Below are 24,657 nucleotides of genomic sequence, written 5' to 3'. Positions count from 1 at the left end.
TGATAAGAGTATGCACAGCACTGTGACGACTAATGCAAATTTAGAACGCTTGCAGTTCACTTTAATTATCGACTGCTGCGTATTGTAATTGCCCTGCGACTCGATTCGTCCATCCTTTCCCATAACGCCCCCAAGTTGAAAGCTTTGTGTAGTAAGTCAAACGTTCTGCATTGAATTTCATCAATACATCATTGAGATCAGCGTCATTGATTGCTTTGATAGTGAGCGGACCAATGATGCCGTCATCTGCTACACCAACCGCAGACTGTAATTTTCGTTTAGCTGTTGCCATACCTGCATTTATTGCAAAGTCCCAAACCTGAAATACAATTGCCGCATTGATATTTTTGGCTGCTAAACCATTCCACCAATCACGTTTGTAGATCTGTTTCGCCTGATCAAGCGTCAAATTCTTAATATCAAGATTCGGGTAAGTCATTGCTGAAATTCCGTATTTCGTGCCCTTCAGTTGCCCTTTGCCAATGATGCCAGTGGTCCAGTTGCCACGGTCGTTACGATCATTTGTAAATCGACCTTCGTGGCCAATAAGACGTTTAAAAGCTTCCTCAAATGTTAGCTTGCTCATTCTTCACCCCCATGCAATTCAGGCTGTTTCTTTAATCGCGCTAAAATCATCGCAACACCTACAAAGCAGCCGACTATTTCTTTCCACTGCTCAGGAATCGAGTTTTTAAGCTCTTGAGGAATCACAAACCACACGTTTAAGAACTGCTCAGAGAACAAAATCAGAGCATAAAAAAAAGCGCTTAATGCGCCTACTTGTACAGATTTCAGTTTGTATGACTGTTTCCAGTTATCGATTAATTTCATTATCTCCACCTGTCTTTTTATCAATTAAATCACTTACAAAATGTGTGCCTTTAAATCCAATTGCCGAAGCCGCCCCCACTGCCACCATTTCTGGTACGTTAAACCACATCAGCAAAGACCAAGTACCCACGGCAAACAGACCACACATGCCCGCCTCTAACCAGTCTGCTTTGCCATGCTTCCGTTTAGTTCGTATCAATGCCATCGTGAACGCCATCAAGAACGAAGCAAACGCAATCCCAAACGCCTCGTATATTTCTTTTGTGTATTTTAAAAACTCTTCCCACATAGACTTCCCCAAAATTATGCAGTTCGTCGCCAAATTGCAAAGACCATTGATGGCTGTACGTTGTTGTGTGGTTCGCCCCCACCTGTATTTTCTGTATTATTTGTTCCGTCTACCCCGCTTGATTTTCCGTCAATTGTTCCACTGCCTGCTGTGCTTGTTGAAAATCCTACTGCATGGTTGTGTGCTGGCAATTCATTTATAGCCAAAGTGTGTAGATATGCCCCAAATGTACCGCCGAGAATTTTGGTCCAAGCTGGATCAAGGGATTGATCAGACAGACCAACTATTGCCTTGCCTTTTGAAACAAGTTCCCATGTACCATATCCCAGCCGTGAATTTGGATCCGTTGCGGTTAGGGAGATATAAATATCACCAACTTTAATGCGCATGCTTTCTATCGCTTGCGATAGCTGTTCATCAAATGTTTGAGACAAAGCTTCAATTGCTGCGTCAATTGCTGCGTCTCGATCTATTTCAACTTCTTTATTGAGATCGGTACGTAGTAGTGACGTATCGTCAATTAAATCGTTGATCTGATCAGTATGTTCATCACGTGCATCTTCAAGATCAGCAACACGTTGTTCTATGTTGTTCGAACCGCCCGATGTGCCATCAATTAAAGCTTGCGCAACCGATTCGGGGTCAGATATACCATCTCCCTCCTCGATTAAATTACCATCTGCGTCAAGTACTCGAAAATAATAATCACCAGAGATGTAGATTGCTGCGCTACCTGTGTCATCAAGTATCACTGGCCATGTATTAAGGCTTTCCATAGAACGATCTGGATATGTGTCTTTTGGTTCTGTTGTGCTGCCCGACTCATATGCAAAGACTTGACCGCCAATTAATGGCTCGCCATTATTATCAAACGCGCGGTATTTCACTGGCGCAAGTGGATATGCTGCTGCCATTTTTTCACCTTTATAAATAGAAAAACCGCCAATTAAGGCGGCTTGCGATGGGTATAGTATTTACTGATTGCTTGTTTCAGCACCAGTTATGACACCAGCTCGTACTAATCGATCAATCAATGCTCGCTCTTGTTGAGTTAGTGATTGCAGTAATTGTCGCCCTGATAGATCAGGGCTTAACGCTTGATTAACAGCCCTACTGTCTTGAACATCCTTGATTGGTGCAAGCAACATTCTTACACCTGGCTTATTAATAATGCCGCTGAAATAATTCATGACTGCCGAAGCTGTATTTGAATTATTGACGTAGGAGTGCGGTGGTTGAGTTACTAGATAATGACCAGCCTTGCTAATGTCCTTAATGTTTTTAAGCTCATCTGTACTGAACATTGTCTGCAAGCGTCGATCACTAATTGCATCAAGTGCTCGCTTCATGCCAGCAGGACTGAACTGACCGTTTTGATTGACAGCTTTACTAGAAATATACTCAAGCACCTGTTGCTTTATATCGCCAACCGCTTGAGGATTAATGTTGTTAAGCAAATCAATTGTTTTGTCTAGCTCTTTAACGTTGCCATTCAATATGTGTTTATTGAATAATTTATCAGGCTCTATACCTTTTCTTGCATCTTGAAGAAGCGGCATTCCCTCAATCTGCTCCATATTAAATTTATTGGCTTGCCGTGCAAATTGATATGCTTGAGCAGCATCATTTCCGCTCGACAAAATCCCCTGCATTGCTTCCTTTTGTCGACCTTCCAGCGCATCACGAACAAGACCGATTGAGTGTGTTGCGCTTGTTGGTTGCCCCATTTGTAAAGATGATTTGTACTCTCTATTGAGAATCTTAATTAGTTCTTCAGATTTTCCAAGAGTGAACTTATCAGGATTGTCTGCCACATCCTTTAGAATCTTTTGAATGCCAGCAGGCAAACTTGTAGCTGCATATTGTTCGTCGAGTTTCGTAAAAGCGTCATTCGCAAAGCCACGACCATCCAGTACAATGTTATTGCCATCAGCCTTTCTTGCTACATCGTACGCTGCACCGATGAAGCCTTTATTTTGTTGAAGTTGGGTGTTTACAGAATCAAGAGCATTTTTCATTGCCCCATATTGATCTGTTGCCTTTCCACCAGTTTTTTCAGTGGCTTCATTTAATAAGCGTTGAAGCTGCACATTATCATCGATTAACTTATCTCTGAGCTGATCACCTGAGCCACTGATTTTTGCCAATTCTGCTTGTTTTTGCCAGTCTTGTGCATTACCACTTACCTGCGCCCTCGTCCCTTTTAATCCGAGTCGGTCAAGCACAGCTTTACGTGCAACCGCATCAGCATTTAAATCCTTTCCTGATTTAAGCAACTTTTCAGCATCAGATCTTAGTCCTCGCACAACATCATCCGAAAGCTCACCCAAGCTCATGCCCTGCTGCTGCAATGCCTTATCAAGTTTCTCATCAATCTGCTGAAGTATTTTCTGTGTATTTTGAGGTTTAACTTTTCTAGCAATTGCTGTAACACCTTGACCGATTTTTTCTCCTAATGCACCACCTGCTGCGCCACCAATAGCCCCTAAAGCTGTATTTCCTAGTCGTTGGTTTGCATCCTCAGCAAATCCTACGCCACCCATTGCCGCACCTACTGCTGCGTTTTGTCCAGCTACTCGTGCACCAGCACCTGAAAGTACTTTAGCGCCCTGATATGTTCTCCCAAGTGCTGCCATGGGTGCTGTTGCTGCAATTTGCCCCCCAAGACGTGTCACATCATAACCTTGGTCGTGTGCTTGTCTGCGCGCTTCATGCCACTCATCTACTGCGGTACGTTTCTTGGTTACTCGATCATAAGAACCAGTATCAAGATTTGTTCCTAGAACCGAATTTACGCCACTACTGATCTTGTCGGCGGCATAGGATGTTCCTTGTAAAACCCCTGCTCCCAGATCAGAAACACCAAGCAAAGCCGACTCCCAAAACTTGGTCGGCCCTGCTTCATTGGCTTGCTTTGCTGTAGCCTCTTTCTCTGATGCCTTCCAATCAAAAGGCTTGAAATTAGAGCGCTGCTGTTCTTTAACAAGTGCGACTATTTGCGCTGCATTTAAACCTGATGTTCCGCTTGATGGTGGTTTTTGTTGTGGTTGTTTTTGACGCACAAGATTTACAATGTCGTTTGCATTCAATGCTCTTGTTGTCACTTTGTGCACTCCTGTATGTGTTTGTTGGCTTCCCAATAATTTATTAGTTTGCTCCCAAGACTTTTTCGGCTGAGCATAAGGGGATGAAGGTAAAGAAGCCCATGTACCTCCAGACTTTTGAATTGCGGTATTGAAATCACCTTTCAAAACATGGGGTAAAGCACCGTTTTGAGCGAGCAATGCAATTGCCCCAACGTCTTGAGATTTTGATGAGAAGTCATTTAGTCCATACTGTTTAGCTAAACCATCCCATGTGTTTTTTAGAAACTGGTAGCGGCCTGCTGCTGTTGTATAGTTAGTCTTGCCATCGGTTTGTTTAAATTGTTTTCTTATGTTTGGGTGAGCAGAAAGGTTGTCGATACGTTGATTGCCGAACAGGGTGTTGTATCCATGAGCTACGCCCTCAGTTTTGGCAATCAAATCAAGCATTTTTCTCACATTTGGATTGCCAAGCATTTGTTCAATTTGCTGTCTTGTTGCCATAACTTTTCCTTGGGTAATAAAAAAGCACCCGAAGGTGCTAATTTGGAATTACGTAAAAGGCTCTAATACCGTCCTTAATCGGCTCATACCTCAGAAGTCTAAAATAAGAGTTTTCTTCAAAGAATTCCCACATGTCCATAACTGGATTGGCGTAAATTGGGTGGGTAAAGTCCTTAATAACCACTTTGACGCTTTTCAACCTCAACTAATCTCTTGTGCAAATTAGAGCATCTATTCTTTAAGCCTTCTTGACTCCTATTGAAGTCATTGGTGTTTTTAAGCATCAAGTCCCGCAGAAGCTCATCCTTTTTCTCAATTTGCCTATATAGATTTTTGATATCATCCCTTGATTTTTTTAAATAATAAACTACGTATATTAATAGTATAAATAGTACCCATATCATTTCATCTCCTCCCGTTATTCTTGTTTTAATACTATTCTTCGTTCTTCGATATTATCAGGGGTTGATTTGATCTCCCCACCAGTAGCCCTTGGGTCGTTCTTATCAACTAGCGTAAATTGATATTCAAAACTCGCCATTCTTCCTGGTATGGCAGACTTGGCGGTCGATGTAACTGGAATCGCTACTTTACCTTTGCTCTCTGCAAAAGCGTTCGCCCTTAAAAGAACATCTGACTTTAGTTTGCTATTATTGGTAAAAACACCACCTGCCGAAGTTTGTGATATTAAATAAGTGTTTGTACCTATTGGTACTACTGGCGCGGTTGCACATGCACTCAAGACGACTGTCAATCCAGCTACTGAAATTAGTTTTTTCATTATTCTTTCCCCAAAGTTTAAGGAGAAAGAATAACCTGTTTTAGATTATGGCCGCAAGAATTTCATCACCTCTTGTGGTGTCATACCAAGTTCTTTCGCTGCTTTCTCTAAATCACTTTTTGTTGCAGGCATATATTGCGTACTAGGTCGTTGCTGGCTACTAGACACGCCCTGAATATCAGCGTATTTGGCGTTTAAATCACGAATAACTTTGATTGCCTCCATACGCTGACTGACAGGAATTGCTTCTCCCAGTCGACCAGCCATCTCGCGATAAAGTTGAACATCTTTATCAGATTGCGGCCCTTCCATTCGAGGCATCATCATAACCAAAGCACCTTGCAGTGCTTTTAGTGCTGCTAGATTATCCGCGCCCTGCGGTGATGCCCCAAAGAATCCAGCCCCAGCATCGAGTAATGCGCCTGCGCCCGAGCTCGTTGATTTACCTATTAGCGACTCTGCTTGGGTTAAAATTGATTCCATTTTTTGCAAGCGCTCAGATTCTTTCCTCAGATCTTCTGTAGATTTTGTGTTTTTGGTAATATGCTGGCCGTTTGCATCAGTGGCTGGGGTTATGTTGCCATAGAAATCTTGAATATAAGACTTTCCATCTGCGGCAGTAACAAGTTTCCCTTGCCCTGTTTGCAAAGCATATTGCTGTTCGCGGTTTAGTTGAGCTTGAATATTGCTGTTGTCTAAGCCGTCATAGAATCGTTGCTCTTGCGAACCTAGATTCGCGTAATCATAAGCTAATCTATTGCCAGCAATATTCTGCTGTGTCTCGCTATTTAGCCTGCTATCAGCAGAGGTGAATAATAAGCTCGCAGGATCTTTAGCATTGCCAAAACTAATACCGCTTCCATATTCCATTAGTTGCTCTGGTGTCATCGCCTCTACAACTCTACGTTGTTGCATGAAATCCTCGTTGCTCAATAGTCCAGCTTGATTCGCATGCATTAGACCCAGTAACGCGTTACTTTTATTGCCAGTTTGTGCCACAGACTGAAATATTTGATTCAAAGCACCATATCTCTTTTGACTGTTTTCTAATCCCTTGCCTGTACCCTCGTTTTGAATTTTTCCTGTTTCAGCGTAGGTTTTATTAATATCAGCATCAAACTTCAACTGATCGTTTGATGACTTACGCCGAGATTCATTTTGCTGCTGAATAAGCCCCGCCAGCGTATTTACCATACCTGGCTGATACGCTTGCCTAGGGTTTGACTGAACTGCTTGAAAAGCTTTGTTTAAATCAACTTGACCATCGGCACCAGTATTTTGAGCAAGCAATTGTGACAACATGGCTTGCTGCTTTTGTTGTGCAAACTGATCTTGCATTTGCATGCCTTGTTGAAACCCAGCAGAAATTCCTTGTGAGTTTGGGACCTTTAACTGAAATACTGCTTCTGGATTAAAATATGTACCTTGCATTTTAGCCACCCTTAAGATGTTTTCTTGTTTTGGTAGTGTCCATAGATTGCACCAGCAGCCTGAGAACCTTGTTGCAGCGCATCAGCAAGTGTTTGATTGCTGATCTTTGAGCTTTGGATCATACCGTTGGTATTTGCCCCTACTGCATTATAAAGACCTTGTGCCCTTGCATTAGCTGAGTTTACAAGTGCGTTCGCCTCATAACCTGCTGATGATGTCACACCTGCTGCATTAGCATTGGACGATCCAAGCAGTCCTGAAGCCAATAATTGTGAAAGCGTGGTTTGATTTCCTGCGATATTGGTAGCATTGTTGTATGCCATGTTGCTAAGATTGTTTGATGCACCCATACCAAGCTGTGTTGCCCCCATCAAGCGACTGTATGCATTATTTTGGTCATTACCGAAGCGGTTGTACGCGTTTTGATATTCTTGACTTGCTAGATTGCTGTTATGAGTGTTTAAGGCCTTTAAAGTCGCACCTGAAAGCAAGCCACCGCCCGCAGCAGCACTTGATTGAATGCCATCCATGCCCTGCTGCTGTCTAAACTGATAACCTGGATCGGCTTGAAAGTCTGATGCACCAAATGCTCGAGTCAAACTTCCATCCGATAAGCCTTTTGAAAGCAAAGAGTTTGCTTGTTTTCCCATCTGCGCATAAGGGTTTAAGTAACTTGATGCTTGGTTAAAACCTTGATTTAAAGTGTTGTTGGCGGTTTCAAATCCACCTCGATACTCGTTATTGGCATCAATATAACCCTTGCTTAGAATTCCCGCGCCTTGTTTTGCGGCATTGGATTGTAAGCTGCCGGCATTTGTATATGCGCTACTTTGAATTCCTGATGCTTCTTTAGCTGCCGCTGCTTGTGCTGCTGCTGCCTTTTGAGCTGCTTTTTTAGCTTTACTACCACTATATAAGCTGCTACCAATAGATACCGCTGCGGTTCCTGCTGCTACCCATGACATGATATTTTCTCCTGATTCAGACTTAAAATAAATGCTTCAACTTCACATTCGGGAACGATCACATCAGCTTCAATCAGTGTAAGATCCTGTGTATCTGTTGGATTTGGATGGACTGTAGTCCAGACTGTATCCTCGTGAACAATCAAAGCTCGCTTAGCCCCAGCCTCACTAATAAACGTCAAGGGTGCTTCGTACTCATGCAGACCCTCAGATGTAGCAACTGTTACCTTGCCTTTTGAAATGATATTTACATGAGAATGTCTATGAACTTTTCCAATTACCACTGAACCAGCAGGCAAAAAGCATTCACGTGCATAGTTGCCAGGTGCAAAATGGTGCTCAACAGGTATATCCAACTGCTCATGTTCAAGAAGGCTTTTTTGCAAATCAAATACTTTTTTATAGTAATCAAACGGGTCTTTATCTGTTGGAATGGAATCAGAGCTTATTAATGACTTTAATGCATCCATTTTTTTCTCCATACAAACTAAGGGTTTTTCAGCATGCCTGCGCACCATAAGCCTGATCCTATTTTTCTGTGCGACGCGGTGGCATTTAAAACGGACGTTGTTGCAATTTGCTGAACACCAGTCGAGTTGTTTACTGATAGCCGAATTGTTCCATTAGTCGTTCCCCAGTAAAGCAAGGTGCTTGATATGGCTTGAAATGTATCAACGTTGTCATGTTGAACGTGATAAGAGCTATCTGTGATGTCTAGAATTGGGTTTGAAGTTTGAATTGCAGTTGTACTATTTCTGAACCAACCTCGGAAAAACAACATTCCATCGATTTTTGCGACTTGTAAATTATGTGCATCAATCGCTGAAAATAACGTGCCAATCGTGTCAGCATTTACCCAAGTTGGCGCCCAAGCTTTATTAAGCTGCCCTTGTGCTTTGCCTAATGCTTGCAGCACATTATCTGCTGCTGTAATTGATGTTGCTGTTGATGCACTAAAGCCGTCGAGTGTTGTTTGTCGCACTCTATCTGCTGTAAAGAAAAGTTTGCTACCTTCTGTGATTTCACTCGTTGTGGTGTTGTGTGGGTTGCCTTGACTCAAACTATGATCATAGGCATCTTTGCCTCGATCACCACGATAAGCTGTAGATGCTGTCTCCCCAAGTGCTACACCACCCCCACCGATTTCAACATATATTGATCCACTCCAACGGTATGTTTTGTTCGTCGTGGTATCTACATAGATCTTGCCATCTTCAGGTGTGTATGGGTCGTCATTTTCATCATTGAATGTTTCGTCATCAATGTATGTTCCATTCAGTACATCATCAACAAAACTAGGCAATTGAGCTGCTGGGATTACTCCGTCAACTAGATCAGCTTTTAACGAGAGTGCCTGATTTACTGCTGCGGCATCTGCTTTAGTTGCTACTTCTTCTGTCAGGTCCACAACGTCATTTAACAGGCTTGAAAAATCTGATTGCTCGGCTTTGGATGAAATACCAAGATTATCTTGAGCCTCAAGCAAACTGCTTGCATTTGTTCCACCGTGCTCAAAGCCGATTTTGTCTGTTTCTTCAAACTCACCTAGACCAGGTTCACGACGCTTAATTGGGATAGTCATGTCACCACCATTTGTATATTTGATTGAGTGCCGTCAGCAAGCCAAAAAGGCAATTGGAAGTCAGGTGTTAATTGAATATTTGACTGAGATCCAACTGATAGCCAAAATGGCAGAGATAAGCTGACCTGAGTCACTTCGTGCCATTCTGCATCCTTACGTCCGTAGATTTTTCCGTCCACTGGGGCGTCATCAATCTTCGTTTCCACCAATTGCGCTAAGTTGTTAATTTGTTGATTAATTGATGCAAACTTCTGCTGATTGCTAATATTTGTTGAGCTAAATTGCTGTGATAAGGTGTTTAATTGGTTTGTTAATGATTGAATATCTTGTTCAATAGTGTTTACTTTCTGGACTAAGCTGTTGAACTGATCCCCTGTAATAATCTGACCATTAATTTTTTTTAATATCTCGTTGATCTGATTTTGTTGAGTTGTGTTTATTGAATTTGCTTGTTGAGCCAATTGATATGCATCGTCAGCAATCTTTCTTACTGCTGCAATGCCTTCTTCGTTGTTCTGCTCAGCCTGCAGATAAATAGAATAAAGTCTCTCGAAAAAAATAAGCCAGATCGTTGTGATCTGGCCTGATTGTTGTACCATTATATCTCTTGCAGGGATTCCGCTATTCATTCTAGACGCCCCTCAATCAATACGATGTTTATTGGCTCAGTGCAGCGCAAACGAAATACTCGATCACGCCCAGCACCAAGTTTTTTTGCACTGACGCGCTTTCGATATTCGCCTTTTTTCCCAAGTGGCAATAAACGATTTTCCGACCATGTGTGACCGTTATCATCTGACCAACTGAGCATTAATTTTGGTTCCATAGTTCACCGTCCTTATTCAAAAAAAATTTGAAAACCGCATGAGTGCAGAACAATTTCACTCAACCCAAACATATCGGAAATTATGCTGTTTCCTACAACGTCCCTGAGAGTAACCGTATTGGGTTCGGGCCCAGATAAGCCATCAGATCCGAAAATTGTGAGGTTTGAATTTTCGATTTGCACACCAAAGTAACCAAACCCACCTTCTGTAAATAATGCGTCAAATTCAGAATGGTACATCACGCTGCTGAATAAGGCTGATGCGAGGTACTCACCAAAGTTTTCTATTTGAATTTGATAGAAATCCCCGTCGTTTAATTTGTATTCAATATTCTTATTTGAATAGTCAGCAGAGAATAAGTTAACACCTGAAGTCTCTGTGGGAGAGCAGGTGTCAGTGGGTGACAAGCAGACCTTGTTGCCATCTGCTGTGGGGTTTAGCCAAAAAAACAACTGCATCGGCACTGACTTACTATATTCTAGTTGTAGCCTGTGGGTTTGGTTTGTGGTGTTCGTCCAATCTGTCATTACACCCCACCCTAAAACGGCAGGGTCTTTATATCCAGCAGGTATCATTTCAGGAGGTATGAAATCACTTGGCTGAGGATCGAATACAGGTTCAAAAGAAATAGTTTCTAGTATTGTTGATAAAGGAACAACTTGACCATTCAGTGTAAATATATGACTTAACTCAGGATCGCTATTTGCTGCAATATATTCTTCATAAGTCATGGATTCTGGAATAACCTCACCAGTCCTTACGCTACTTATTGCACCATCACAACTAATATCGGGTGGTTGCGGTGTCGGTGCGTTTTGATTGCCACTAAAAGCTACTTCACAAACGATTTCAAGGTTGTTGAAGCGAGTTAATTTGCCATCTGTTATGACTGCCTGAACTGTACGCTCACGCATGATCAGATCGCCATCATCTGTGTACGTCTGCTTATCAAGTTGATATAACTTGCCGTTCTTGTAGTCACCTACAATGTGTATGCCGTTAAAGAATGCGTGGTGTTGTGAGCGATGGCGTTCATGAAAGCCTTGCGCATTTGCATATGATCTTTGATGCCATAATCCAGTTGATACATCAAAGCAAAATGTAGTGCTTGCTGATGGAAAGGAAATGACATAAAAGACATGGCCTTCCTGCTGATATGCATATGCAATCGCATCAGATGTTTTGCTAAATGACGCAATTTCTTCTTCAATGGCGTGTGTTGAGATGCGCTCTGGTACACCACCTGCGCTCATTACAATTTGATGTCCGCCAAATTCACTTAGACTCAGCCAAATCACACCAGTGGCCAATGCAACAATGCTGTCAGGAGATAAACAGCCGAACGCCATAGCACCGCCTGATAAGCGCGCATAAGGCGCATTTTGCGAACTACTGCTGTAATAACGCTCAACTGTTTGAGAACCAAATAACCACAACTCACGATTGAACGAAACTATCGCAGTAATAGTGTCGGGGCTTGATTCTGCCGTTGCATAAGACAGTGCATCAAATTTATTTGAGTACAAGTCGGACCAATGAAATTGGCCTGTTTTAGCTTTGTTTACAACGAAGCGCCCATCCAAAAATAAAACATGGGTGGAGCGTGGAATGCTTGATCCTGATAAGCGTGTTAATCCTAAGGTTTTCAAGTCAAGTGAATAAGAATATGTGCCATTCACTAATATTGCTAAATTACCATTATCAGCTACATTTACCGTGCCCAAACCTGAAACTTCGCCAATAAACTGAGGATCAAATCGGTTCGATTTGCTGTGATAAAGCTTCTTGCCAATCACAATCAATAATGCGCCATTCGATAAAACGTGCAGACACCTTATTGCTGCTGAGTCACCTTGAAAGATTTTCTTTAAACCGGGTGTCGGCATTAAAGCCGCAACACGTGAACCTGTTGGGTATTCGATAGTCTGTGGATACCAGTTAATACAATTTTGGCTACTCATTGTTTGAGCATTCATTTTGTACGCTGGACCAACAAGCGGCAGTTTAATCATATCGCCCACCATAGCTAATCGACATTAATGTTCTTTCAGGTTTCGCACGCACAGAGGTTGTATTAACTCGCTTCATAATGCGCATAGCTTGTGTGTAGTTGCGGTTAATATCTGCTGTAACTGCCATTTGATATTCGGATGCTAGTTCAACTGCCAATGCGTATTTAATCGCACGAAAGTTAACATCGGGCATCTCTATATCATCAAGTGGTTTAAGAGGAAAGCTAGGCGCTTTGAGTGATCGTAAGATTAGCTTTTTAGCTCCGATGTGTTTTGGAACTTTCACTTCGTAACCAGCGATACCTTTGCTAAAAATTACAACTGGCACACCATTTAAGTATGCAATGTCACGCTCAACATCAATAAAGCACTCTTGATCATCTGCATATTTCAATTTGATCTGTTTCATCAAGAGCTTTGCGTCGACATCAAAAACATTGCCCGCTTGACTTAGATCTAGCTCAATTTCTTCTGCGGCATACACATAATCACGTGAAGATGACCATTGCCTCAACATCATGTTCAAAGCTGAAATAGCATCATTAATTTCATGATCAGGCATATTTTCACCTGAAGCCACTACACCTAAAATTCGCGCTGAAGCATGGACAAGTTCACGTACTTTCATGGTTATTCTTCCGTTTTGACTGGTTGAGTCAACAAGGCGCGTAAAGTGTCAACATTGTCGCGCTGCAAATATTTAAAGCCTTTCGCATCTAGTATTTCCCGAAGCTCTTTTGCGGTTAATTTGCTGTAATCTGGAGCAGCATCTTGCGGCTTTTCTGGCTGTTTTGGCGCTGTGGCAGCTTCAAGCTTATCAACCAATTCCTGCTCTTTTTTCAATTGAGCTTTAAGGTCGTCGTTTTCTGCTTTAAGCTTGTCTCGCTCAGATACAACAACATTGAGCTGTTGTTCTTTTTCAGCCAATTTCTCACCAAGGGCGTCAAATTGCTCCACAGGAATAAGGTCAACATCATTGACTTGCGACTCTGTTTGACCAATGTTTTCATTAATAGGTTCAGGCGCTTCTGAATAATCAACAAAACCGATTTCACGAAGCTTTTTTTCATGCTCTGCATTTTTAGCGATAGAGCTTTTCTTTTTATCGATATACAAGGCTTTTGGATATTCTTGCATTTTCATTACTCCAAAAATGACGACGCCCCAATTAAGGGGCATTTGTCGTCACTTGTTTTGTCGTTTAGTGGTTAGTCGATTCGACCCACACGCGCAGCATGGTTACCGCGAATGGTTTCAAAGCCGTACAAGACATCGATACGCGTACCTTCGTAATCGCTTACCCAGTTGCCACCTGTTTGTACACGTAGCGCCATAGTTTCAGTGTTGAAGGTGTAACCCTCACAACCAGCAAGCACTTTCAGTGGCGCGAATGCAGCACTAAATGCATCTTTGGTGTAGCAGAGCGCCTGATCAATCACATCGTCATCACCACCAACAAACACCAATGCAACACCACTTGCTGGGCTTGCAGAGACATTCGCATTTGCTTGCTTGTCAGAACCGATCATGTCTGGTGTGATTTCAGGATAGATTTTCAGTGTTGCTGTTGCTCCGCCTGCGGTCACGTCTTCGAGCACAACAAACTGCATAGGCTTGCCATACGATTTGCGCGTGAGCGGGTGTAGCATCTCAACTTCATCAAGTGTGAACACCTGACCTGCTTTGATCACATCACCATTTGTTAAACCACCTACGGTTAGGTTTCCACCAGTTTGACCAGCACCACTAACTGTAATGCCTGTGGTTAAGCCATTTTCTTGGCGATAGATGTGTTCTGACTCAACGAAATCAAAACCACGTGCACGACCTACATAACCCTCTTTGTACTGCTTTGCAATTTCAGCATTCGGGTTAAAAAGCGTTCCAGATGAATCCACAATACCATTTGTGAACTCAGACGAAAGCAACGCAATACGACCAGCCGACGGGGTCAATGAACGTGCCAATTGCTCACGTGCACGACCGAAAGGCGCAAGTGGTGAAACTTCACTACCACCAATTAAAGTTGCATTGTTTACAGTAACAATCGCTCTTTTAAGCAAGTCTGCATCAATACTTGTTGCTAAAGACTGAATCGCTGGACGCAAGAAACGCTCTTTGAATTGAGTTAAGTTTAGTGTCTGTTCAGCTGCGCCGAATTGAAGTGATACATGCTTTTGCGTATCTACTTTTAAGATACGTGTTTCTTCTTGAGCGTTAAGATCAGCATCGTCACTGTTGTACTCTTTGCCTTCAGTCACGATCGGAATTGGTGGAATTTTAATTCGCACTTGACTGCCGACCTTATAGCCCGCTTTGTCTTTGTTGAACTCTTGCTCACGACCACGGTTGATTGATTTTACAAAAACTGATTCTTCAATCAGCATTGCCGCTGCTTCTTTTGCTACAACATCATGAGTTAAAACGTTATTTGTCATATTTATTTTCCTGATTAGTACAAGCCACGTTCGCGCAAGAAGTCAGAATCAGACATTTTATGAATGTCTTTTTTAGCATTTGATTTGCTTTGAGCTAGACTGACTGGTTGCGGAATCTGTGGTGCTTTAGGTGTTGGTTTTGGATTGTTTTTGATGCTTGCTCGCACCTCGCCGATTCGGATTAACTGCGCCATTGGCGATAAGTTGATTAAATCCATTACATCGGTTGGGTCTTTGCTTAATTCGTATAAAACTGCTGGCGCATCATCACCTAGTTCAAACACTGCATCTGATAAGTGCTGTGGTAGCTCTCCACCTGCGTAGTGAACCAAACCACCGATACGGTTTTGGTAATCAGGGTGTGTTTTTGCAAACTCGGCTTCAGCAGTTTCTAGTTTTGCCGCTTGAGCAATTTGAAACTGTTCTTGACGTTGCTGTTCAAAACGCTTTGCTGTGTCCTGTTCAGCTTTTTGGGTTAAATAAGTTGATAAAGCATTTTGCCAGTCCGCAATAGAATCAAAGTCCTGCATTGAAGGCTCTTTGAGTTCTTCGGGTTTGCCGTATTGCTGTTCTAAAGCTTGGGCCTTGCGAATCGCTTCGTTTTTCTCCCAAGTCAGTTGAGCAAAACGCCTATCAATCGCACTCTGACGTTTTGCTTGCGCTGCTTCTTCCTTTTTAACCTCACCATCTTCTGGTGTGCCGTTGGTCTCCTGATTTTCCGCACTTTCACCAGAACCATTCTCTAAATCAGGTTCTTGTTCAGGTGCTTGTGTTGTTTCAACATCTTCAGGGGTTACAGTTTGTTCTTCTTCAATACTCATAGCGCTTACTCACGATTAATGCCTTGAATTCCGTCAAGTTCGGGGTTTTGTTCATTTACAGCCATGTTTTGCGCATCAATCCCAATCTGACCGTCATCGGGTGCGAAATTTTGTTGCTGTGCCTGTTGCTCCAACATCTGCTGTTCAATCATTTGTTGTTCATCAGGCATTAAAAAACCCTGCTCAGCGGCAGGGTTTGGAGTGATTTGTTCTGGTATGGGTTCGGGCGGCTGTCCATCTTTAAGATCAACATTCATCCACTCAGCAGGAGGTTGCATTTGTTGTAAGATCAACTCAATAGCACCTTTCAACTCTTCAAGTTGAGCTTTAGCTACATTGTTGATTTGAGCAACTTGTAATGTCGTCTCGGATTTGAGTTTCTCAATATCAAACTTAATCTGAAGTTCAGCATTCTTATCGTTTAACTGAGCTTGACTTTGCTGTAAAGCTGCTTGCAACTCTTGCATCTGTTGCTGATATTGCTGCATTACTGCTTCAACTTGCGGATCTCCCTCACCCTCTTGTGTTAATACAGGATTAAGTGAACGCTTAATACGCTCAACAATATCCTCGAGCATATTTCCATCATCAAAAGCTTTGACAAGCAAATCAGGTGCAGCCTGTCCGATTTGAGGTACAAATTGCAGCAATTCAGTGAGAGCTTGCTTATTCTCTTGACGCTGACTGATGTAACTTGGACCAGTTGACATACGAATATCGTATCGACCTACAGTCAAATTATTCAGCATGCCATCAATCACTCCATCTGTTTCGTCAGGCGGTGCAGGTGTATTCAGCGGAACACGTTCAGCTTTATTATCTTCTCCAGTGATGCGCTTAACCATAGGCACTGAATAGGCTTTTTGGTAAATACCAATAAGAATACGACCAAGTTGAGCAAGTGATTTATTCAGATTGTCTGTGATATGGAAAAAACTAACATCAGCACGTTGTTGTAACAAGCCAATTGCACGACCAGATTGATTATTAACATTTTGCCCCATCGCTGCTGGCTGCATGTTTAGAATTTCTTCAATGCCCTGCTTTGCTCCATCTGCTGCATTCAGAATGCCACTTAAAGCTGAAAGCGACGGTAATTGCTGCGGTGGTGGCAATGGCGTGCCGTCTTCATCGCTCACGCTGTTATAGCGTAAAACTTGGTGATCATTTGGATTATCCCAACATTCAAGATCTTGTGATGCCTGATCAGAAACAAGGTACTGCTTGCGCAAACCCTCAACGATTTGCTGTGCCTCTGATGATTTCCAAAAGTTGTACAAACGCTGTGGATCACGCGCAAAGTGAATCATAGAATATACATAGCGCGTTTCACCATCCCACGTAACATCCCCATACACTGGCACAATTGGCAACATTGGCACGATAAACTCACGATCTTCTAGAACTTTTGTTCCAGAAACCTTGTACCACCAACATACTTCTTTATAACTTGTGCGTTTATTCTGGATTAGTGTGTCATCATCAGGTTTATCGAAAGTTGTTGTGCCATCAATGAGTAAATAAAGATCTGCTGAATTGCGCTGAAGCTCAAATACTTCTGCAATCCGAACTGCTTTGTCTGCGTAGTTATACCAACTGCTTGATGAAGTATCTTTTGCTTGGCTTTCATCAAAGTTAGATACTGCATCTTCGCCATATTGTTCGGCGATTTCGTCTTTCGAAACCCAAGATTCAAGAATAACAAACCGTGCATCAGAGCCGTCTAGCTCTTTGCTCAATGGATCAAAGTAAACTGAGTCAGGATTGTGAATAGTCAGAATCTTTGGCTCTTGCTGAAAGCTATCTGGGCTTACATAGTCAACATGTACACGAATAGCACCAAAACCACCGTAAACCACGCCCTCAACCGCAGCGTCATAAGCATTGTCCGCACCGCTTGAAATCTCTGTGTCACGAATCAAACCGTTGAAGATTTTGGCAACTTTTGGGTCTGCAACATCATCTACAGGCTCAGCTTTGATTTGCTGTCTATTCAAACGCGCAGAGTTGATTTGTTGACGACAGTAGGTACGCAGCACATTAAATGTCAGTGTCGGAATACCCGCGGCTTTTCGCGCTTTTCGGTCCGATTCAGGCCATTGCTCATCATCAATAGTGACAAAGCGACGATCTTCTTGCGCTCTATCGTAATTGTCAGCCCAGTAATCCGACGCATCTTCACACATTTTATGAATACGGCTAATTACGTCATCGTCATTCTTAGGTTTTTGTTCGTCATCTATCATGAAAATGTCCTTGCGAATTTTGCGGGCTTCGAGGTCTTTCTAGCGGTTTTTCCGACTTGATCTCTAATCTGAGCAAACTGTCTAAATGCATCTGCTGCTTCTGAGTGCCCATCTGTTTTGACTGGTTCGCTTGTGTAGGTTTGAGCATGTGAATTGAATTTTCTCGTATAGTTTTCGAGATGCTTTAAGCCATTTTTACAACGATCCATATCAAACCAAACATCGTTCATTAATGCCACACGTGTTTGATTGATACCGTGAAGCAACTCTGAAACACGTGGCACAATTTCTACACTTGTTAAGCCTAAATTTTTTAGCATTTGTTGGGGCGACAGATTCTTACTTTCACCTTGACGAGCATGAGCACCATCATGTGGTAAGTAGTGTTTGCCCCATAAATATCCTTTGCTTTGCATGATCTTTACAAAGTAAGCGTAAGGCTCGCCCCACCCTTCCTCAAAATCTATAAACAGGTCTTGCATACCAACACGTTGATGAAACCAAATAGCAGTACCGTCCGAATTACCGATATCCCAAAAAGTATTCACAGGAACATCAGTGCGAACTGGAAGCGTGCAGATGCGCTGTTCACGACGAACTTTGATGAATTGCTCTGTGTACCAACAGCCTTCTTTTGATTTCTTAAATGCTTCCTCTGGTGTCGATGGGTATTCTTGCCACATCAACTCGGATGAACCTTGGAAGTCATTGTCACGTGTCGCTATGTACCAATTACGCTGCAATAGGTTGATTTTTACGTCACATGCTTGCTCAATACGATCAAAGTAATCATGTTCGCTTTGAGTGATGTAAATATTAGCGTCTAGTTGGTACTCTTGGCCTTTGTGCCAAGGGTAGAAATGAAAGCGATAGTCTTTTTGGCTTAATTCAGCTTCAGCTTCTTTTTTCTTACGTGCTGTCTCGGTCATGTTAAAGAAATGGCCTTCATCACCTTCCGCAGTTGATTCAATAACAACAATACCATTGGGGGCAACAGCGGGAATTGAGCCAGTCAAAACCTCTTTGGCTTTGTCGGGATATTTTGCACAAATCTTACCGAACTCTGATACGTGCAAATATTGCAGCGTACCAGAGCGCATAGAAGTTCCAACAGTGATAGAGCTGTTGTTATGTGCAAATAGCAACTCGCTTGCACTATCACGCGCTAAAGGGAATCGAGCTTTTATTTCGGGTGGCAGGTTGTCATATGCAAACTTAACCTTGTCTCGGAAAAGCTTATCTGCCGCATACTTATCTTGAGCAATCATCCCCGCACGTGTATCACCCTTGCCGAACAAACAGCAATCAAGGTAATAGATCGCAATCATCGTGGTAAAACCAAGCTGACGTGCTTTTAAGATAATGTTGCGATACCAAAGATTTTCGATAAAGTTTATTTGATGCTCATTAGGTATGAATGGAGCTTTCAAGCCCTCTGTTTCTTCATCCCCTTTGATCAGGATTTGATATAAAAAACCACTTGTCAAACGCCACCACGGATCAGACAAGTTTTTTTCAAGCTCGTCCAATGTCATAACGTCATCCTTTTGGTTTTAGTGTATTCCCGCTTGCGCGCTCAAGTAACTCTTTAAGTGGATCAGAAATATCATGTTCAATCTTTTCTTTAAATGCACCCACTGCTACATGCTTGCCAAGCAATTCAAGATTCTTAACCTTGTCGGGCCACTTGATCTTTTTGAGCCATCCAGTCTGTGACTTGTCATCACCATGCCCTTCAAATTCTTCAGTGTTCTCAATGTTTGACACGTACTGTCGCCAAATCTTTGGCCACTCACCGATTGGCTTGAAACAGTAGTTGTCATCCATGATGTCCAACACATCCATCTGATCAATTTCAACCAAACGCTTAAGCACATAGTCGGCATCAACATCAACACGGTTCATACGCTGTGTGTTTAGAAAAGCAATTCGCTCTTGCACATCATCACGCTGTAATACATCCCAAGCATTTTGACGGTTTTTATAACCAGTTGCTTTCCCTGCTTCGGCTGGGCTAAGCGTCTTTAAATATTCGTGGCAGAACTCTTCATGACGTAGATTTTTTAAAGGTTCTGCGCCTTTGATTTGTTCTTGCATATTTACTCCCGAGTTGTACTCTCACCCACAACACCGATACCGTTTTCAAAATCATTTTGGTTTTTGATGGCAAGGTCAACGATCGTTTGATCTGCTCCCACCTGTACATCATCTTGTAGTACAAATGGGCATCCATCAATTTTAACTTTTGTTCCTTTTGGAACAGTTCCGCATTCTAAAGTTGTGTTTGTCATGTTATTTCTCCAACGCATATTTAAGATCATCGGGCGCTTCCAAATAACACCCTTGTTTCAAGCAAAATGCATGTATATCGTTTAAGTATTCGGTGAATTGTGCAACGCTTGCATCTGTAGTGCTTATCAGTTCATTCAACCCATCAGCGACTTGCTGATACATTGCGTGGTTTTCTTTCTTAAGTGCCAGCACAGCGGCAAATGTTGCTTTGTATTGACCAACATCATCACGATCATAGATCCGTGCAAGAAACTTCTTCTTAAAGTAAAGATGCTCTGTATCTTTATCTGTGCCTTGATGTTTAGCCCACTGAGCCATCCACAACCAGTACAAACGGTTTTGAGCTCTTGATCTGTCTTTCTCAAATGGCTTGATCTCAACAACCAGAGGTTTATTCTCAAAGTTGGCTTGAGTGTAGTTGGTGTGTATATATGAAATTGTTTTTGTAATATCTGAGTGATCTTTGATTGTGAACACTGCTGTTCTCATGCTCACACCTCTACACTACTTCGTTGCTTGTGGGTATTTCTTCTTTAATATTTCGTGCATTGATAAAGCGGCTTTAATTGATTCAGCCTTGCACTCTTTAATTAACTTGCTTTCAATTTCTGGTTTATTTGTTTTCATGCTCACCTCATAATAAAAAACCACCCGAGGGTGGCTTTGTTTAACTATTAAATTGTCTTTTCCACTCTTGCTCAATTTGTTGATATTCAATATCGCCATACATTAGCTGATCAACATAAATAACAATATCTTGATTATTTATTTCAAAATGAGCTTTATAAAAGGTTCTTCCTTCACTTTGATATTCTTTGGGGAAATAATTTTCACCAAATTTTGGAATCCTAATTACTTCAAATCCATCTTTATTTCTAATTGCTCTATATGCTTGATTTATATCCATTATTGTTGCCCTAATTAATAGAGTAACTATCTTATCAAAAAACATCATCCTGATCTTTAAGATTCAACATCCTTTCAGTCTTTTCCAACCACACATCAAACATTGCTTCTGATTCTTGTCTATTGCCTAATTTAAATTGATCAAATGCAGAATGGCAGGCATAGCAAAGCGGTACTGTGAACTCATCACTCGCTTTGATGCCGCGACCTTTACCATGCTTCGAGCTATTAGAGTGAGCCGCTTGACTTGGACTCTGACCACACCTAACGCATGGCAGCTTTCTTATTTCGTTTAGTCTCTTTGTCGAGCGCATTTTCTAAGTTCTCGATTCGTTCTTTCAATTGACGTTCTTCACGCTCGCAATCTGATTTGAATGAATAGCTGCTGAATAGATGATTGTATGAACGAAGTTTGCTGAGATTGCTTTTATATATTTCGAGGTTTTTCTTTGATTCGATTATGTCCATATTTCACCAATAAAAAAGCCCCAATTAAGGGGCGGTTAACATCTTGCTTCCAACTACAGCAATGAATCTAAAAATCCAGCACCTAATGTGCCTAGTATATTTTTGGGAAGATTAACTACACCAACAAACCCATCACTATCCTCAAACTTACATGAAATTATATTTCCATTTATCGCAACAACTGTGAATTTATTAAATTCAGGAAGAATCTTAACCTCTTCCCCAACCTCAATCTCAACCTTACTCATAACTATTTTCCATCCAAATAAATGAATAGTTAATATGCATGATCAAAACAAAACAAGCAAGCTTTATTGTGTTGTAAGTTATTGATTCTCAATAGTAAATATTCTCTATTGTAAATTACTTTAATTGTTTTTAGTTGGATTTAAGACAACAAAAAAGCCCACCTTTCGATGAGCTTTAATATTTTATGCTGTCTTTCCAGCAGCCAAAGATTTGTCAGTTCTTAAACTGGGTCTCCAGTTTTTTTAAAGTGGTGTCTGACAGCATCGCCATTACGCGTATCTCCACTTATTAGTGAATTACTATAACTTCGTCCACTATAACAGAAATATATCATTCCGCGTTTAAACGGTCAAGTTAATCAAAATAAGTAATAAATGCTCTGTATCCTTGATCATGTTCAAATGTATAACTCACAGAGATAAGCTTAAGTCTTGCATTTTGACTGCTCTGATCATCAAGCCATGCTTGAACTCTGTTTTTTATTCCATTCGCTGTTTGTGATTTAATCAATTCTGTTTTATACATGTCTTAGCCTATTTTTAAAAAGTTATATTTACCGAGAAGATAAAATCTAGCACAACTCACCATGATATTCACCTGCGCCTTTGATTGATTCGTTATATCAGCCACCATGCTCAATGAGCGATTCTCAACCTTGCATTTAACAAGACACATAAGAGCAAACTTGGTTGTGTAATCTACCTTGTTTGAGTTAAAGACAGAGCGAATGAGGTTTTGCACTTGATCAGCCTCATAGTCATCGATCTCACAGCGAATATAAGACTTACCTTTTGGCATCTCCTTTCCTGCCTCACGCATCAACCAGTAGATTTGATTGATATGCAGACCATCAGGCAAATCACCACCTTTCATGCGCACAGTTTCACACCAAGCGCCGAACTGCTCTAACCATCCGTCAATTGTATATTTTGTCCAATCCATAACTTTTGTGTTTACTGCCGCATTCATACCGCCACCTCAATTATCTATATGCTAGAGTTTTCATAACTAATTTGCGTTTTAACTCTTTGTTTTCTTCTTCAAGAACCTTGATCTTTTCTAGCAAAAACTTCTTGTCTTCTGGTGTACGATCAAAGCTTGCAAAGCCAATATCCATTGCTGCACCGACCTTTTGATCAGACAGCAACTGGACTCCAAACTTAATTGTGTTCTTATCGAACTTACTGCCAAGAAGCCGATCAAGTTCTTCTCTTTGCTTATTAATCCACTCTATATCCATCACGCCACCTCCGCCCTTGCCATAGCCAACTCAATCCACTTAAGCACCAATCCCTCTTTAACTTGATTCGTAGTGCCTCTGATCACAGTCCAGCCCATTGCAGCCGCTGTTGAGTACTTCTCGCAATCAGACGTGTAACCTTCGCCACGTGTATGACGACCATTGCTAAACGCACCACCTTCGACTTCAACAAGGATTTGATATCCTTCAATGCGAAAGTCTGCTTTCCATCTGCGATCAGGATTAAATCGATACTCCTGCACATAGTCGATTTTCATTATGTCTAGCTGCTGGCAAAGCATTAATTCGCCTTTGCTCGTTGTCTTCTTAAACTTCTGTGGCACACTTGAACGCGCCACATGTTTTAATCTAATGCGCTGAGAATCTTTGAATGTAGTGTTCATAACTCAATCCTATGGTTAGTCAGACTTGCGCCATTTGAAATAGCCTGTTCTGCTTTCTCACGATGTTTATCGTATTGATCACCCTTGAGCGCTTGCTCTACTTCTAAAATCTTATCAATGTCATCCGCCTGACTAAGCAGGATATTCTGCTCACGCTCTGTATATGCATGTGATTTAGCCGCTTCTCTGAGCATTGCAGCGTGATCTTTAAACGCATCCACCCGCTTTTTCAGCTCATCCACTTTGGATTGTTGGTGTTGCCAAACAAGGTTTTGGTGATACACATCGTTATTGAGATATGTATCCTCATAACAGTTGAATAAATCCGCAGGTGGTACTAATTCATTGGTTGTGTAGTAAGTGTCTACATACCACTTCTCAAATTCACTTCTCATCACTTCACCTGCTCCAAGTCGATTTTCTTGCAATTAGGACTCGTATAATCTTCGGGAAAGTCTAGGGTTTCGCAGTCAATTACAGGTCTTGGCGTTAAATCAATACAAGCAAGGCGTTCTGACGGCATAAGAGAAATACCAAAGCTCAATTCGTGCGTCACATCATTTGAATAGATTGCCTCGTAGTCTGCGATGGCTTGTTTTAGCTGATTCAGACTTATTTCTGTGCAATCACCAATAGATAAATCCGTCGTTGCATAACAGTTAAAGTAAAAACTTCTAATAGTGATTGTTTGAATGTTCTCGTATGAGTCGTGCTGACACATGCAACTAATTGAATATAAAAGTTCCTTAAATTGCTCATACTCATCTTGAGTTTTCGGATGAAACTTATAACTCACACCTGATTTGATATTTCCAATAAGTTCCACGCTCTCCACGACGCGCTTGAGGTCCGAAAGGTTAATTCGCATAGACTTGCTATAGTCCATCTCCCACTCTTTCTTTAGTGGGTTGTACCACCACCAGTTGTCGCATAGCTGGTAATAAATAGTTGAGCCAGAAACACTATTGAAAGCAGTTGATGCTTCAGGCGCACCCTCAACAACTTCCCTCGCCTTATCAACACCGTGCTCTTTTATGAATTGGATCGCATTCATTGGCTTTGCTCCTGGTTGTCTCTACGTTTTTTAAGTAAACGAATGGCCTGCTTGTTTAGGCTTTTCCCCAGCTTTGAGCACTCAGAAAGGAATACTTGAAATTCTTCCTCTGAAAGTCCAAGGTGCTCATTAGTCAATCCCCCAGCAGATATCTCATCAATCATTACAGCAGCAGTTGTTAAAGCTTCAATTTTCATGTTGAATCTAAGGTCTTTCATCGCCCTTCTCCGTCAC

Annotated in this window: 32 protein-coding genes and 1 pseudogene; all 33 read right to left on the bottom strand. The window is 41.7% G+C overall.

What is annotated here, in order from left to right; all coding sequences use genetic code 11:
- Positions 1-61 precede the first annotated feature (61 nt).
- Positions 62-586, bottom strand: a complete 525-nt coding sequence (locus EXE30_RS06915; RefSeq protein ID WP_130161769.1) for a glycoside hydrolase family 108 protein — start codon at positions 584-586, stop codon at positions 62-64.
- Positions 587-597: 11 nt separating this feature from the next.
- Positions 598-831 (bottom strand): annotated as a pseudogene (locus EXE30_RS06910) (DUF7940 domain-containing protein); the annotation flags it as partial.
- Positions 815-1,120, bottom strand: coding sequence for a phage holin family protein (locus EXE30_RS06905; protein WP_130161768.1), 306 nt, complete (start codon positions 1,118-1,120; stop codon positions 815-817). The pseudogene EXE30_RS06910 and the gene EXE30_RS06905, both read right to left, overlap by 17 nt.
- A gap of 14 nt (positions 1,121-1,134) precedes the next feature.
- Positions 1,135-2,034 carry a phage baseplate protein gene (locus EXE30_RS06900; protein ID WP_130161767.1) on the bottom strand — a complete coding sequence of 300 codons (900 nt, stop codon included), beginning with the start codon at positions 2,032-2,034 and terminating at the stop codon, positions 1,135-1,137.
- Positions 2,035-2,094: 60 nt separating this feature from the next.
- Entirely contained in the window at positions 2,095-4,707 is a 2,613-nt protein-coding gene (locus EXE30_RS16065; protein WP_228256112.1) for a glycoside hydrolase family 24 protein, read from the bottom strand.
- 418 nt (positions 4,708-5,125) lie between these two features.
- Entirely contained in the window at positions 5,126-5,488 is a 363-nt protein-coding gene (locus tag EXE30_RS06890; protein WP_130161766.1) for a lipoprotein, read from the bottom strand.
- Positions 5,489-5,533: 45 nt separating this feature from the next.
- Entirely contained in the window at positions 5,534-6,919 is a 1,386-nt protein-coding gene (locus tag EXE30_RS06885; protein WP_130161765.1) for a hypothetical protein, read from the bottom strand.
- Between the two features lie 11 nt (positions 6,920-6,930).
- Positions 6,931-7,884, bottom strand: a complete 954-nt coding sequence (locus tag EXE30_RS06880; protein WP_130161764.1) for a hypothetical protein — start codon at positions 7,882-7,884, stop codon at positions 6,931-6,933.
- Positions 7,872-8,354 carry a hypothetical protein gene (locus EXE30_RS06875; protein WP_130161763.1) on the bottom strand — a complete coding sequence of 161 codons (483 nt, stop codon included), beginning with the start codon at positions 8,352-8,354 and terminating at the stop codon, positions 7,872-7,874. The genes EXE30_RS06880 and EXE30_RS06875 overlap by 13 nt, the downstream gene beginning before the upstream one ends.
- A gap of 17 nt (positions 8,355-8,371) precedes the next feature.
- Positions 8,372-9,466 (bottom strand): hypothetical protein, encoded by a 1,095-nt coding sequence (locus EXE30_RS06870; protein ID WP_130161762.1) that lies wholly within the window; start codon positions 9,464-9,466, stop codon positions 8,372-8,374.
- Positions 9,463-10,095: a hypothetical protein gene (locus tag EXE30_RS06865; protein ID WP_130161761.1), complete on the bottom strand. Its 633-nt coding sequence runs from the start codon at positions 10,093-10,095 to the stop codon at positions 9,463-9,465. The genes EXE30_RS06870 and EXE30_RS06865 overlap by 4 nt, the downstream gene beginning before the upstream one ends.
- On the bottom strand, positions 10,092-10,292 hold the full coding sequence (locus EXE30_RS06860; protein WP_130161760.1) for a hypothetical protein: 201 nt from the start codon (positions 10,290-10,292) through the stop codon (positions 10,092-10,094). Before EXE30_RS06860 ends, EXE30_RS06865 begins: the two co-directional genes overlap by 4 nt.
- Positions 10,293-10,304: 12 nt before the next feature.
- The gene (locus tag EXE30_RS06855) at positions 10,305-12,305 is read right to left on the bottom strand and encodes a packaged DNA stabilization protein (protein ID WP_165382382.1); all 2,001 of its coding nucleotides are present in this window, start codon (positions 12,303-12,305) and stop codon (positions 10,305-10,307) included.
- Complete coding sequence (locus EXE30_RS06850; protein WP_130161758.1) at positions 12,298-12,933, bottom strand: hypothetical protein; 636 nt, start codon at positions 12,931-12,933, stop codon at positions 12,298-12,300. The genes EXE30_RS06855 and EXE30_RS06850 overlap by 8 nt, the downstream gene beginning before the upstream one ends.
- Positions 12,934-12,935: 2 nt before the next feature.
- Positions 12,936-13,442, bottom strand: a complete 507-nt coding sequence (locus EXE30_RS06845; protein ID WP_130161757.1) for a hypothetical protein — start codon at positions 13,440-13,442, stop codon at positions 12,936-12,938.
- A gap of 71 nt (positions 13,443-13,513) precedes the next feature.
- The gene (locus EXE30_RS06840; protein WP_130161756.1) at positions 13,514-14,743 is read right to left on the bottom strand and encodes a P22 phage major capsid protein family protein; all 1,230 of its coding nucleotides are present in this window, start codon (positions 14,741-14,743) and stop codon (positions 13,514-13,516) included.
- A gap of 14 nt (positions 14,744-14,757) precedes the next feature.
- Positions 14,758-15,564, bottom strand: a complete 807-nt coding sequence (locus EXE30_RS06835; protein ID WP_130161755.1) for a hypothetical protein — start codon at positions 15,562-15,564, stop codon at positions 14,758-14,760.
- Positions 15,565-15,569: 5 nt separating this feature from the next.
- Entirely contained in the window at positions 15,570-17,810 is a 2,241-nt protein-coding gene (locus EXE30_RS06830; RefSeq protein ID WP_130161754.1) for a portal protein, read from the bottom strand.
- The gene (locus EXE30_RS06825; protein WP_130161753.1) at positions 17,807-19,345 is read right to left on the bottom strand and encodes a terminase; all 1,539 of its coding nucleotides are present in this window, start codon (positions 19,343-19,345) and stop codon (positions 17,807-17,809) included. The genes EXE30_RS06830 and EXE30_RS06825 overlap by 4 nt, the downstream gene beginning before the upstream one ends.
- 4 nt (positions 19,346-19,349) lie before the next feature.
- Positions 19,350-19,907 carry a terminase small subunit gene (locus EXE30_RS06820; RefSeq protein WP_130161752.1) on the bottom strand — a complete coding sequence of 186 codons (558 nt, stop codon included), beginning with the start codon at positions 19,905-19,907 and terminating at the stop codon, positions 19,350-19,352.
- Between the two features lie 2 nt (positions 19,908-19,909).
- Positions 19,910-20,101, bottom strand: a complete 192-nt coding sequence (locus EXE30_RS06815; protein WP_130161751.1) for a hypothetical protein — start codon at positions 20,099-20,101, stop codon at positions 19,910-19,912.
- A gap of 1 nt (position 20,102) precedes the next feature.
- Positions 20,103-20,591, bottom strand: a complete 489-nt coding sequence (locus EXE30_RS06810) for a hypothetical protein (protein WP_130161750.1) — start codon at positions 20,589-20,591, stop codon at positions 20,103-20,105.
- Between the two features lie 15 nt (positions 20,592-20,606).
- On the bottom strand, positions 20,607-20,729 hold the full coding sequence (locus EXE30_RS16120) for a hypothetical protein (protein WP_265937115.1): 123 nt from the start codon (positions 20,727-20,729) through the stop codon (positions 20,607-20,609).
- A 40-nt stretch (positions 20,730-20,769) separates the two neighbouring features.
- Positions 20,770-21,009 (bottom strand): hypothetical protein, encoded by a 240-nt coding sequence (locus EXE30_RS06805; RefSeq protein ID WP_130161749.1) that lies wholly within the window; start codon positions 21,007-21,009, stop codon positions 20,770-20,772.
- Between the two features lie 34 nt (positions 21,010-21,043).
- The gene (locus tag EXE30_RS06800; protein WP_130161748.1) at positions 21,044-21,322 is read right to left on the bottom strand and encodes a DUF968 domain-containing protein; all 279 of its coding nucleotides are present in this window, start codon (positions 21,320-21,322) and stop codon (positions 21,044-21,046) included.
- 207 nt (positions 21,323-21,529) lie between these two features.
- Positions 21,530-21,724 carry a hypothetical protein gene (locus EXE30_RS06790; protein WP_130161746.1) on the bottom strand — a complete coding sequence of 65 codons (195 nt, stop codon included), beginning with the start codon at positions 21,722-21,724 and terminating at the stop codon, positions 21,530-21,532.
- A 355-nt stretch (positions 21,725-22,079) separates the two neighbouring features.
- A complete protein-coding gene (locus EXE30_RS15870) occupies positions 22,080-22,250 on the bottom strand; it encodes a hypothetical protein (protein WP_165382381.1) in 171 nt (56 codons plus the stop codon).
- A gap of 3 nt (positions 22,251-22,253) precedes the next feature.
- Positions 22,254-22,694, bottom strand: coding sequence for a hypothetical protein (locus EXE30_RS06785; protein WP_130161745.1), 441 nt, complete (start codon positions 22,692-22,694; stop codon positions 22,254-22,256).
- Between the two features lie 13 nt (positions 22,695-22,707).
- Positions 22,708-22,965 (bottom strand): hypothetical protein, encoded by a 258-nt coding sequence (locus EXE30_RS06780; RefSeq protein WP_130161744.1) that lies wholly within the window; start codon positions 22,963-22,965, stop codon positions 22,708-22,710.
- Positions 22,965-23,369, bottom strand: a complete 405-nt coding sequence (locus EXE30_RS06775) for a hypothetical protein (protein ID WP_130161743.1) — start codon at positions 23,367-23,369, stop codon at positions 22,965-22,967. The genes EXE30_RS06780 and EXE30_RS06775 overlap by 1 nt, the downstream gene beginning before the upstream one ends.
- Positions 23,366-23,764 carry a hypothetical protein gene (locus EXE30_RS06770; RefSeq protein ID WP_130161742.1) on the bottom strand — a complete coding sequence of 133 codons (399 nt, stop codon included), beginning with the start codon at positions 23,762-23,764 and terminating at the stop codon, positions 23,366-23,368. The genes EXE30_RS06775 and EXE30_RS06770 overlap by 4 nt, the downstream gene beginning before the upstream one ends.
- Positions 23,764-24,423: a hypothetical protein gene (locus EXE30_RS06765; protein ID WP_130161741.1), complete on the bottom strand. Its 660-nt coding sequence runs from the start codon at positions 24,421-24,423 to the stop codon at positions 23,764-23,766. Before EXE30_RS06765 ends, EXE30_RS06770 begins: the two co-directional genes overlap by 1 nt.
- Positions 24,420-24,641: a hypothetical protein gene (locus tag EXE30_RS06760; protein ID WP_130161740.1), complete on the bottom strand. Its 222-nt coding sequence runs from the start codon at positions 24,639-24,641 to the stop codon at positions 24,420-24,422. Before EXE30_RS06760 ends, EXE30_RS06765 begins: the two co-directional genes overlap by 4 nt.
- Positions 24,642-24,657: the final 16 nt, after the last annotated feature.

It is taken from the genome of Acinetobacter halotolerans (assembly GCF_004208515.1).
Lineage (GTDB): Bacteria > Pseudomonadota > Gammaproteobacteria > Pseudomonadales > Moraxellaceae > Acinetobacter > Acinetobacter halotolerans.
This window is presented reverse-complemented; position numbering and strand designations above follow the sequence as displayed.

Excerpts from the sequence above, each read along its gene's own strand:
- EXE30_RS06915 (WP_130161769.1), bottom strand. The coding sequence starts at position 586 with ATGAGCAAGCTAACATTTGAGGAAGCTTTTAAACGTCTTATTGGCCAC.
- EXE30_RS06905 (WP_130161768.1), bottom strand. The coding sequence starts at position 1,120 with ATGTGGGAAGAGTTTTTAAAATACACAAAAGAAATATACGAGGCGTTT.
- EXE30_RS06900 (WP_130161767.1), bottom strand. The coding sequence starts at position 2,034 with ATGGCAGCAGCATATCCACTTGCGCCAGTGAAATACCGCGCGTTTGAT.
- EXE30_RS16065 (WP_228256112.1), bottom strand. The coding sequence starts at position 4,707 with ATGGCAACAAGACAGCAAATTGAACAAATGCTTGGCAATCCAAATGTG.
- EXE30_RS06890 (WP_130161766.1), bottom strand. The coding sequence starts at position 5,488 with ATGAAAAAACTAATTTCAGTAGCTGGATTGACAGTCGTCTTGAGTGCA.
- EXE30_RS06885 (WP_130161765.1), bottom strand. The coding sequence starts at position 6,919 with ATGCAAGGTACATATTTTAATCCAGAAGCAGTATTTCAGTTAAAGGTC.
- EXE30_RS06880 (WP_130161764.1), bottom strand. The coding sequence starts at position 7,884 with ATGTCATGGGTAGCAGCAGGAACCGCAGCGGTATCTATTGGTAGCAGC.
- EXE30_RS06875 (WP_130161763.1), bottom strand. The coding sequence starts at position 8,354 with ATGGATGCATTAAAGTCATTAATAAGCTCTGATTCCATTCCAACAGAT.
- EXE30_RS06870 (WP_130161762.1), bottom strand. The coding sequence starts at position 9,466 with ATGACTATCCCAATTAAGCGTCGTGAACCTGGTCTAGGTGAGTTTGAA.
- EXE30_RS06865 (WP_130161761.1), bottom strand. The coding sequence starts at position 10,095 with ATGAATAGCGGAATCCCTGCAAGAGATATAATGGTACAACAATCAGGC.
- EXE30_RS06860 (WP_130161760.1), bottom strand. The coding sequence starts at position 10,292 with ATGGAACCAAAATTAATGCTCAGTTGGTCAGATGATAACGGTCACACA.
- EXE30_RS06855 (WP_165382382.1), bottom strand. The coding sequence starts at position 12,305 with ATGATTAAACTGCCGCTTGTTGGTCCAGCGTACAAAATGAATGCTCAA.
- EXE30_RS06850 (WP_130161758.1), bottom strand. The coding sequence starts at position 12,933 with ATGAAAGTACGTGAACTTGTCCATGCTTCAGCGCGAATTTTAGGTGTA.
- EXE30_RS06845 (WP_130161757.1), bottom strand. The coding sequence starts at position 13,442 with ATGCAAGAATATCCAAAAGCCTTGTATATCGATAAAAAGAAAAGCTCT.
- EXE30_RS06840 (WP_130161756.1), bottom strand. The coding sequence starts at position 14,743 with ATGACAAATAACGTTTTAACTCATGATGTTGTAGCAAAAGAAGCAGCG.
- EXE30_RS06835 (WP_130161755.1), bottom strand. The coding sequence starts at position 15,564 with ATGAGTATTGAAGAAGAACAAACTGTAACCCCTGAAGATGTTGAAACA.
- EXE30_RS06830 (WP_130161754.1), bottom strand. The coding sequence starts at position 17,810 with ATGATAGATGACGAACAAAAACCTAAGAATGACGATGACGTAATTAGC.
- EXE30_RS06825 (WP_130161753.1), bottom strand. The coding sequence starts at position 19,345 with ATGACATTGGACGAGCTTGAAAAAAACTTGTCTGATCCGTGGTGGCGT.
- EXE30_RS06820 (WP_130161752.1), bottom strand. The coding sequence starts at position 19,907 with ATGCAAGAACAAATCAAAGGCGCAGAACCTTTAAAAAATCTACGTCAT.
- EXE30_RS06815 (WP_130161751.1), bottom strand. The coding sequence starts at position 20,101 with ATGACAAACACAACTTTAGAATGCGGAACTGTTCCAAAAGGAACAAAA.
- EXE30_RS06810 (WP_130161750.1), bottom strand. The coding sequence starts at position 20,591 with ATGAGAACAGCAGTGTTCACAATCAAAGATCACTCAGATATTACAAAA.
- EXE30_RS16120 (WP_265937115.1), bottom strand. The coding sequence starts at position 20,729 with ATGAAAACAAATAAACCAGAAATTGAAAGCAAGTTAATTAAAGAGTGC.
- EXE30_RS06805 (WP_130161749.1), bottom strand. The coding sequence starts at position 21,009 with ATGGATATAAATCAAGCATATAGAGCAATTAGAAATAAAGATGGATTT.
- EXE30_RS06800 (WP_130161748.1), bottom strand. The coding sequence starts at position 21,322 with ATGCGCTCGACAAAGAGACTAAACGAAATAAGAAAGCTGCCATGCGTT.
- EXE30_RS06790 (WP_130161746.1), bottom strand. The coding sequence starts at position 21,724 with ATGAGTAAGGTTGAGATTGAGGTTGGGGAAGAGGTTAAGATTCTTCCT.
- EXE30_RS15870 (WP_165382381.1), bottom strand. The coding sequence starts at position 22,250 with ATGTATAAAACAGAATTGATTAAATCACAAACAGCGAATGGAATAAAA.
- EXE30_RS06785 (WP_130161745.1), bottom strand. The coding sequence starts at position 22,694 with ATGAATGCGGCAGTAAACACAAAAGTTATGGATTGGACAAAATATACA.
- EXE30_RS06780 (WP_130161744.1), bottom strand. The coding sequence starts at position 22,965 with ATGGATATAGAGTGGATTAATAAGCAAAGAGAAGAACTTGATCGGCTT.
- EXE30_RS06775 (WP_130161743.1), bottom strand. The coding sequence starts at position 23,369 with ATGAACACTACATTCAAAGATTCTCAGCGCATTAGATTAAAACATGTG.
- EXE30_RS06770 (WP_130161742.1), bottom strand. The coding sequence starts at position 23,764 with ATGAGAAGTGAATTTGAGAAGTGGTATGTAGACACTTACTACACAACC.
- EXE30_RS06765 (WP_130161741.1), bottom strand. The coding sequence starts at position 24,423 with ATGAATGCGATCCAATTCATAAAAGAGCACGGTGTTGATAAGGCGAGG.
- EXE30_RS06760 (WP_130161740.1), bottom strand. The coding sequence starts at position 24,641 with ATGAAAGACCTTAGATTCAACATGAAAATTGAAGCTTTAACAACTGCT.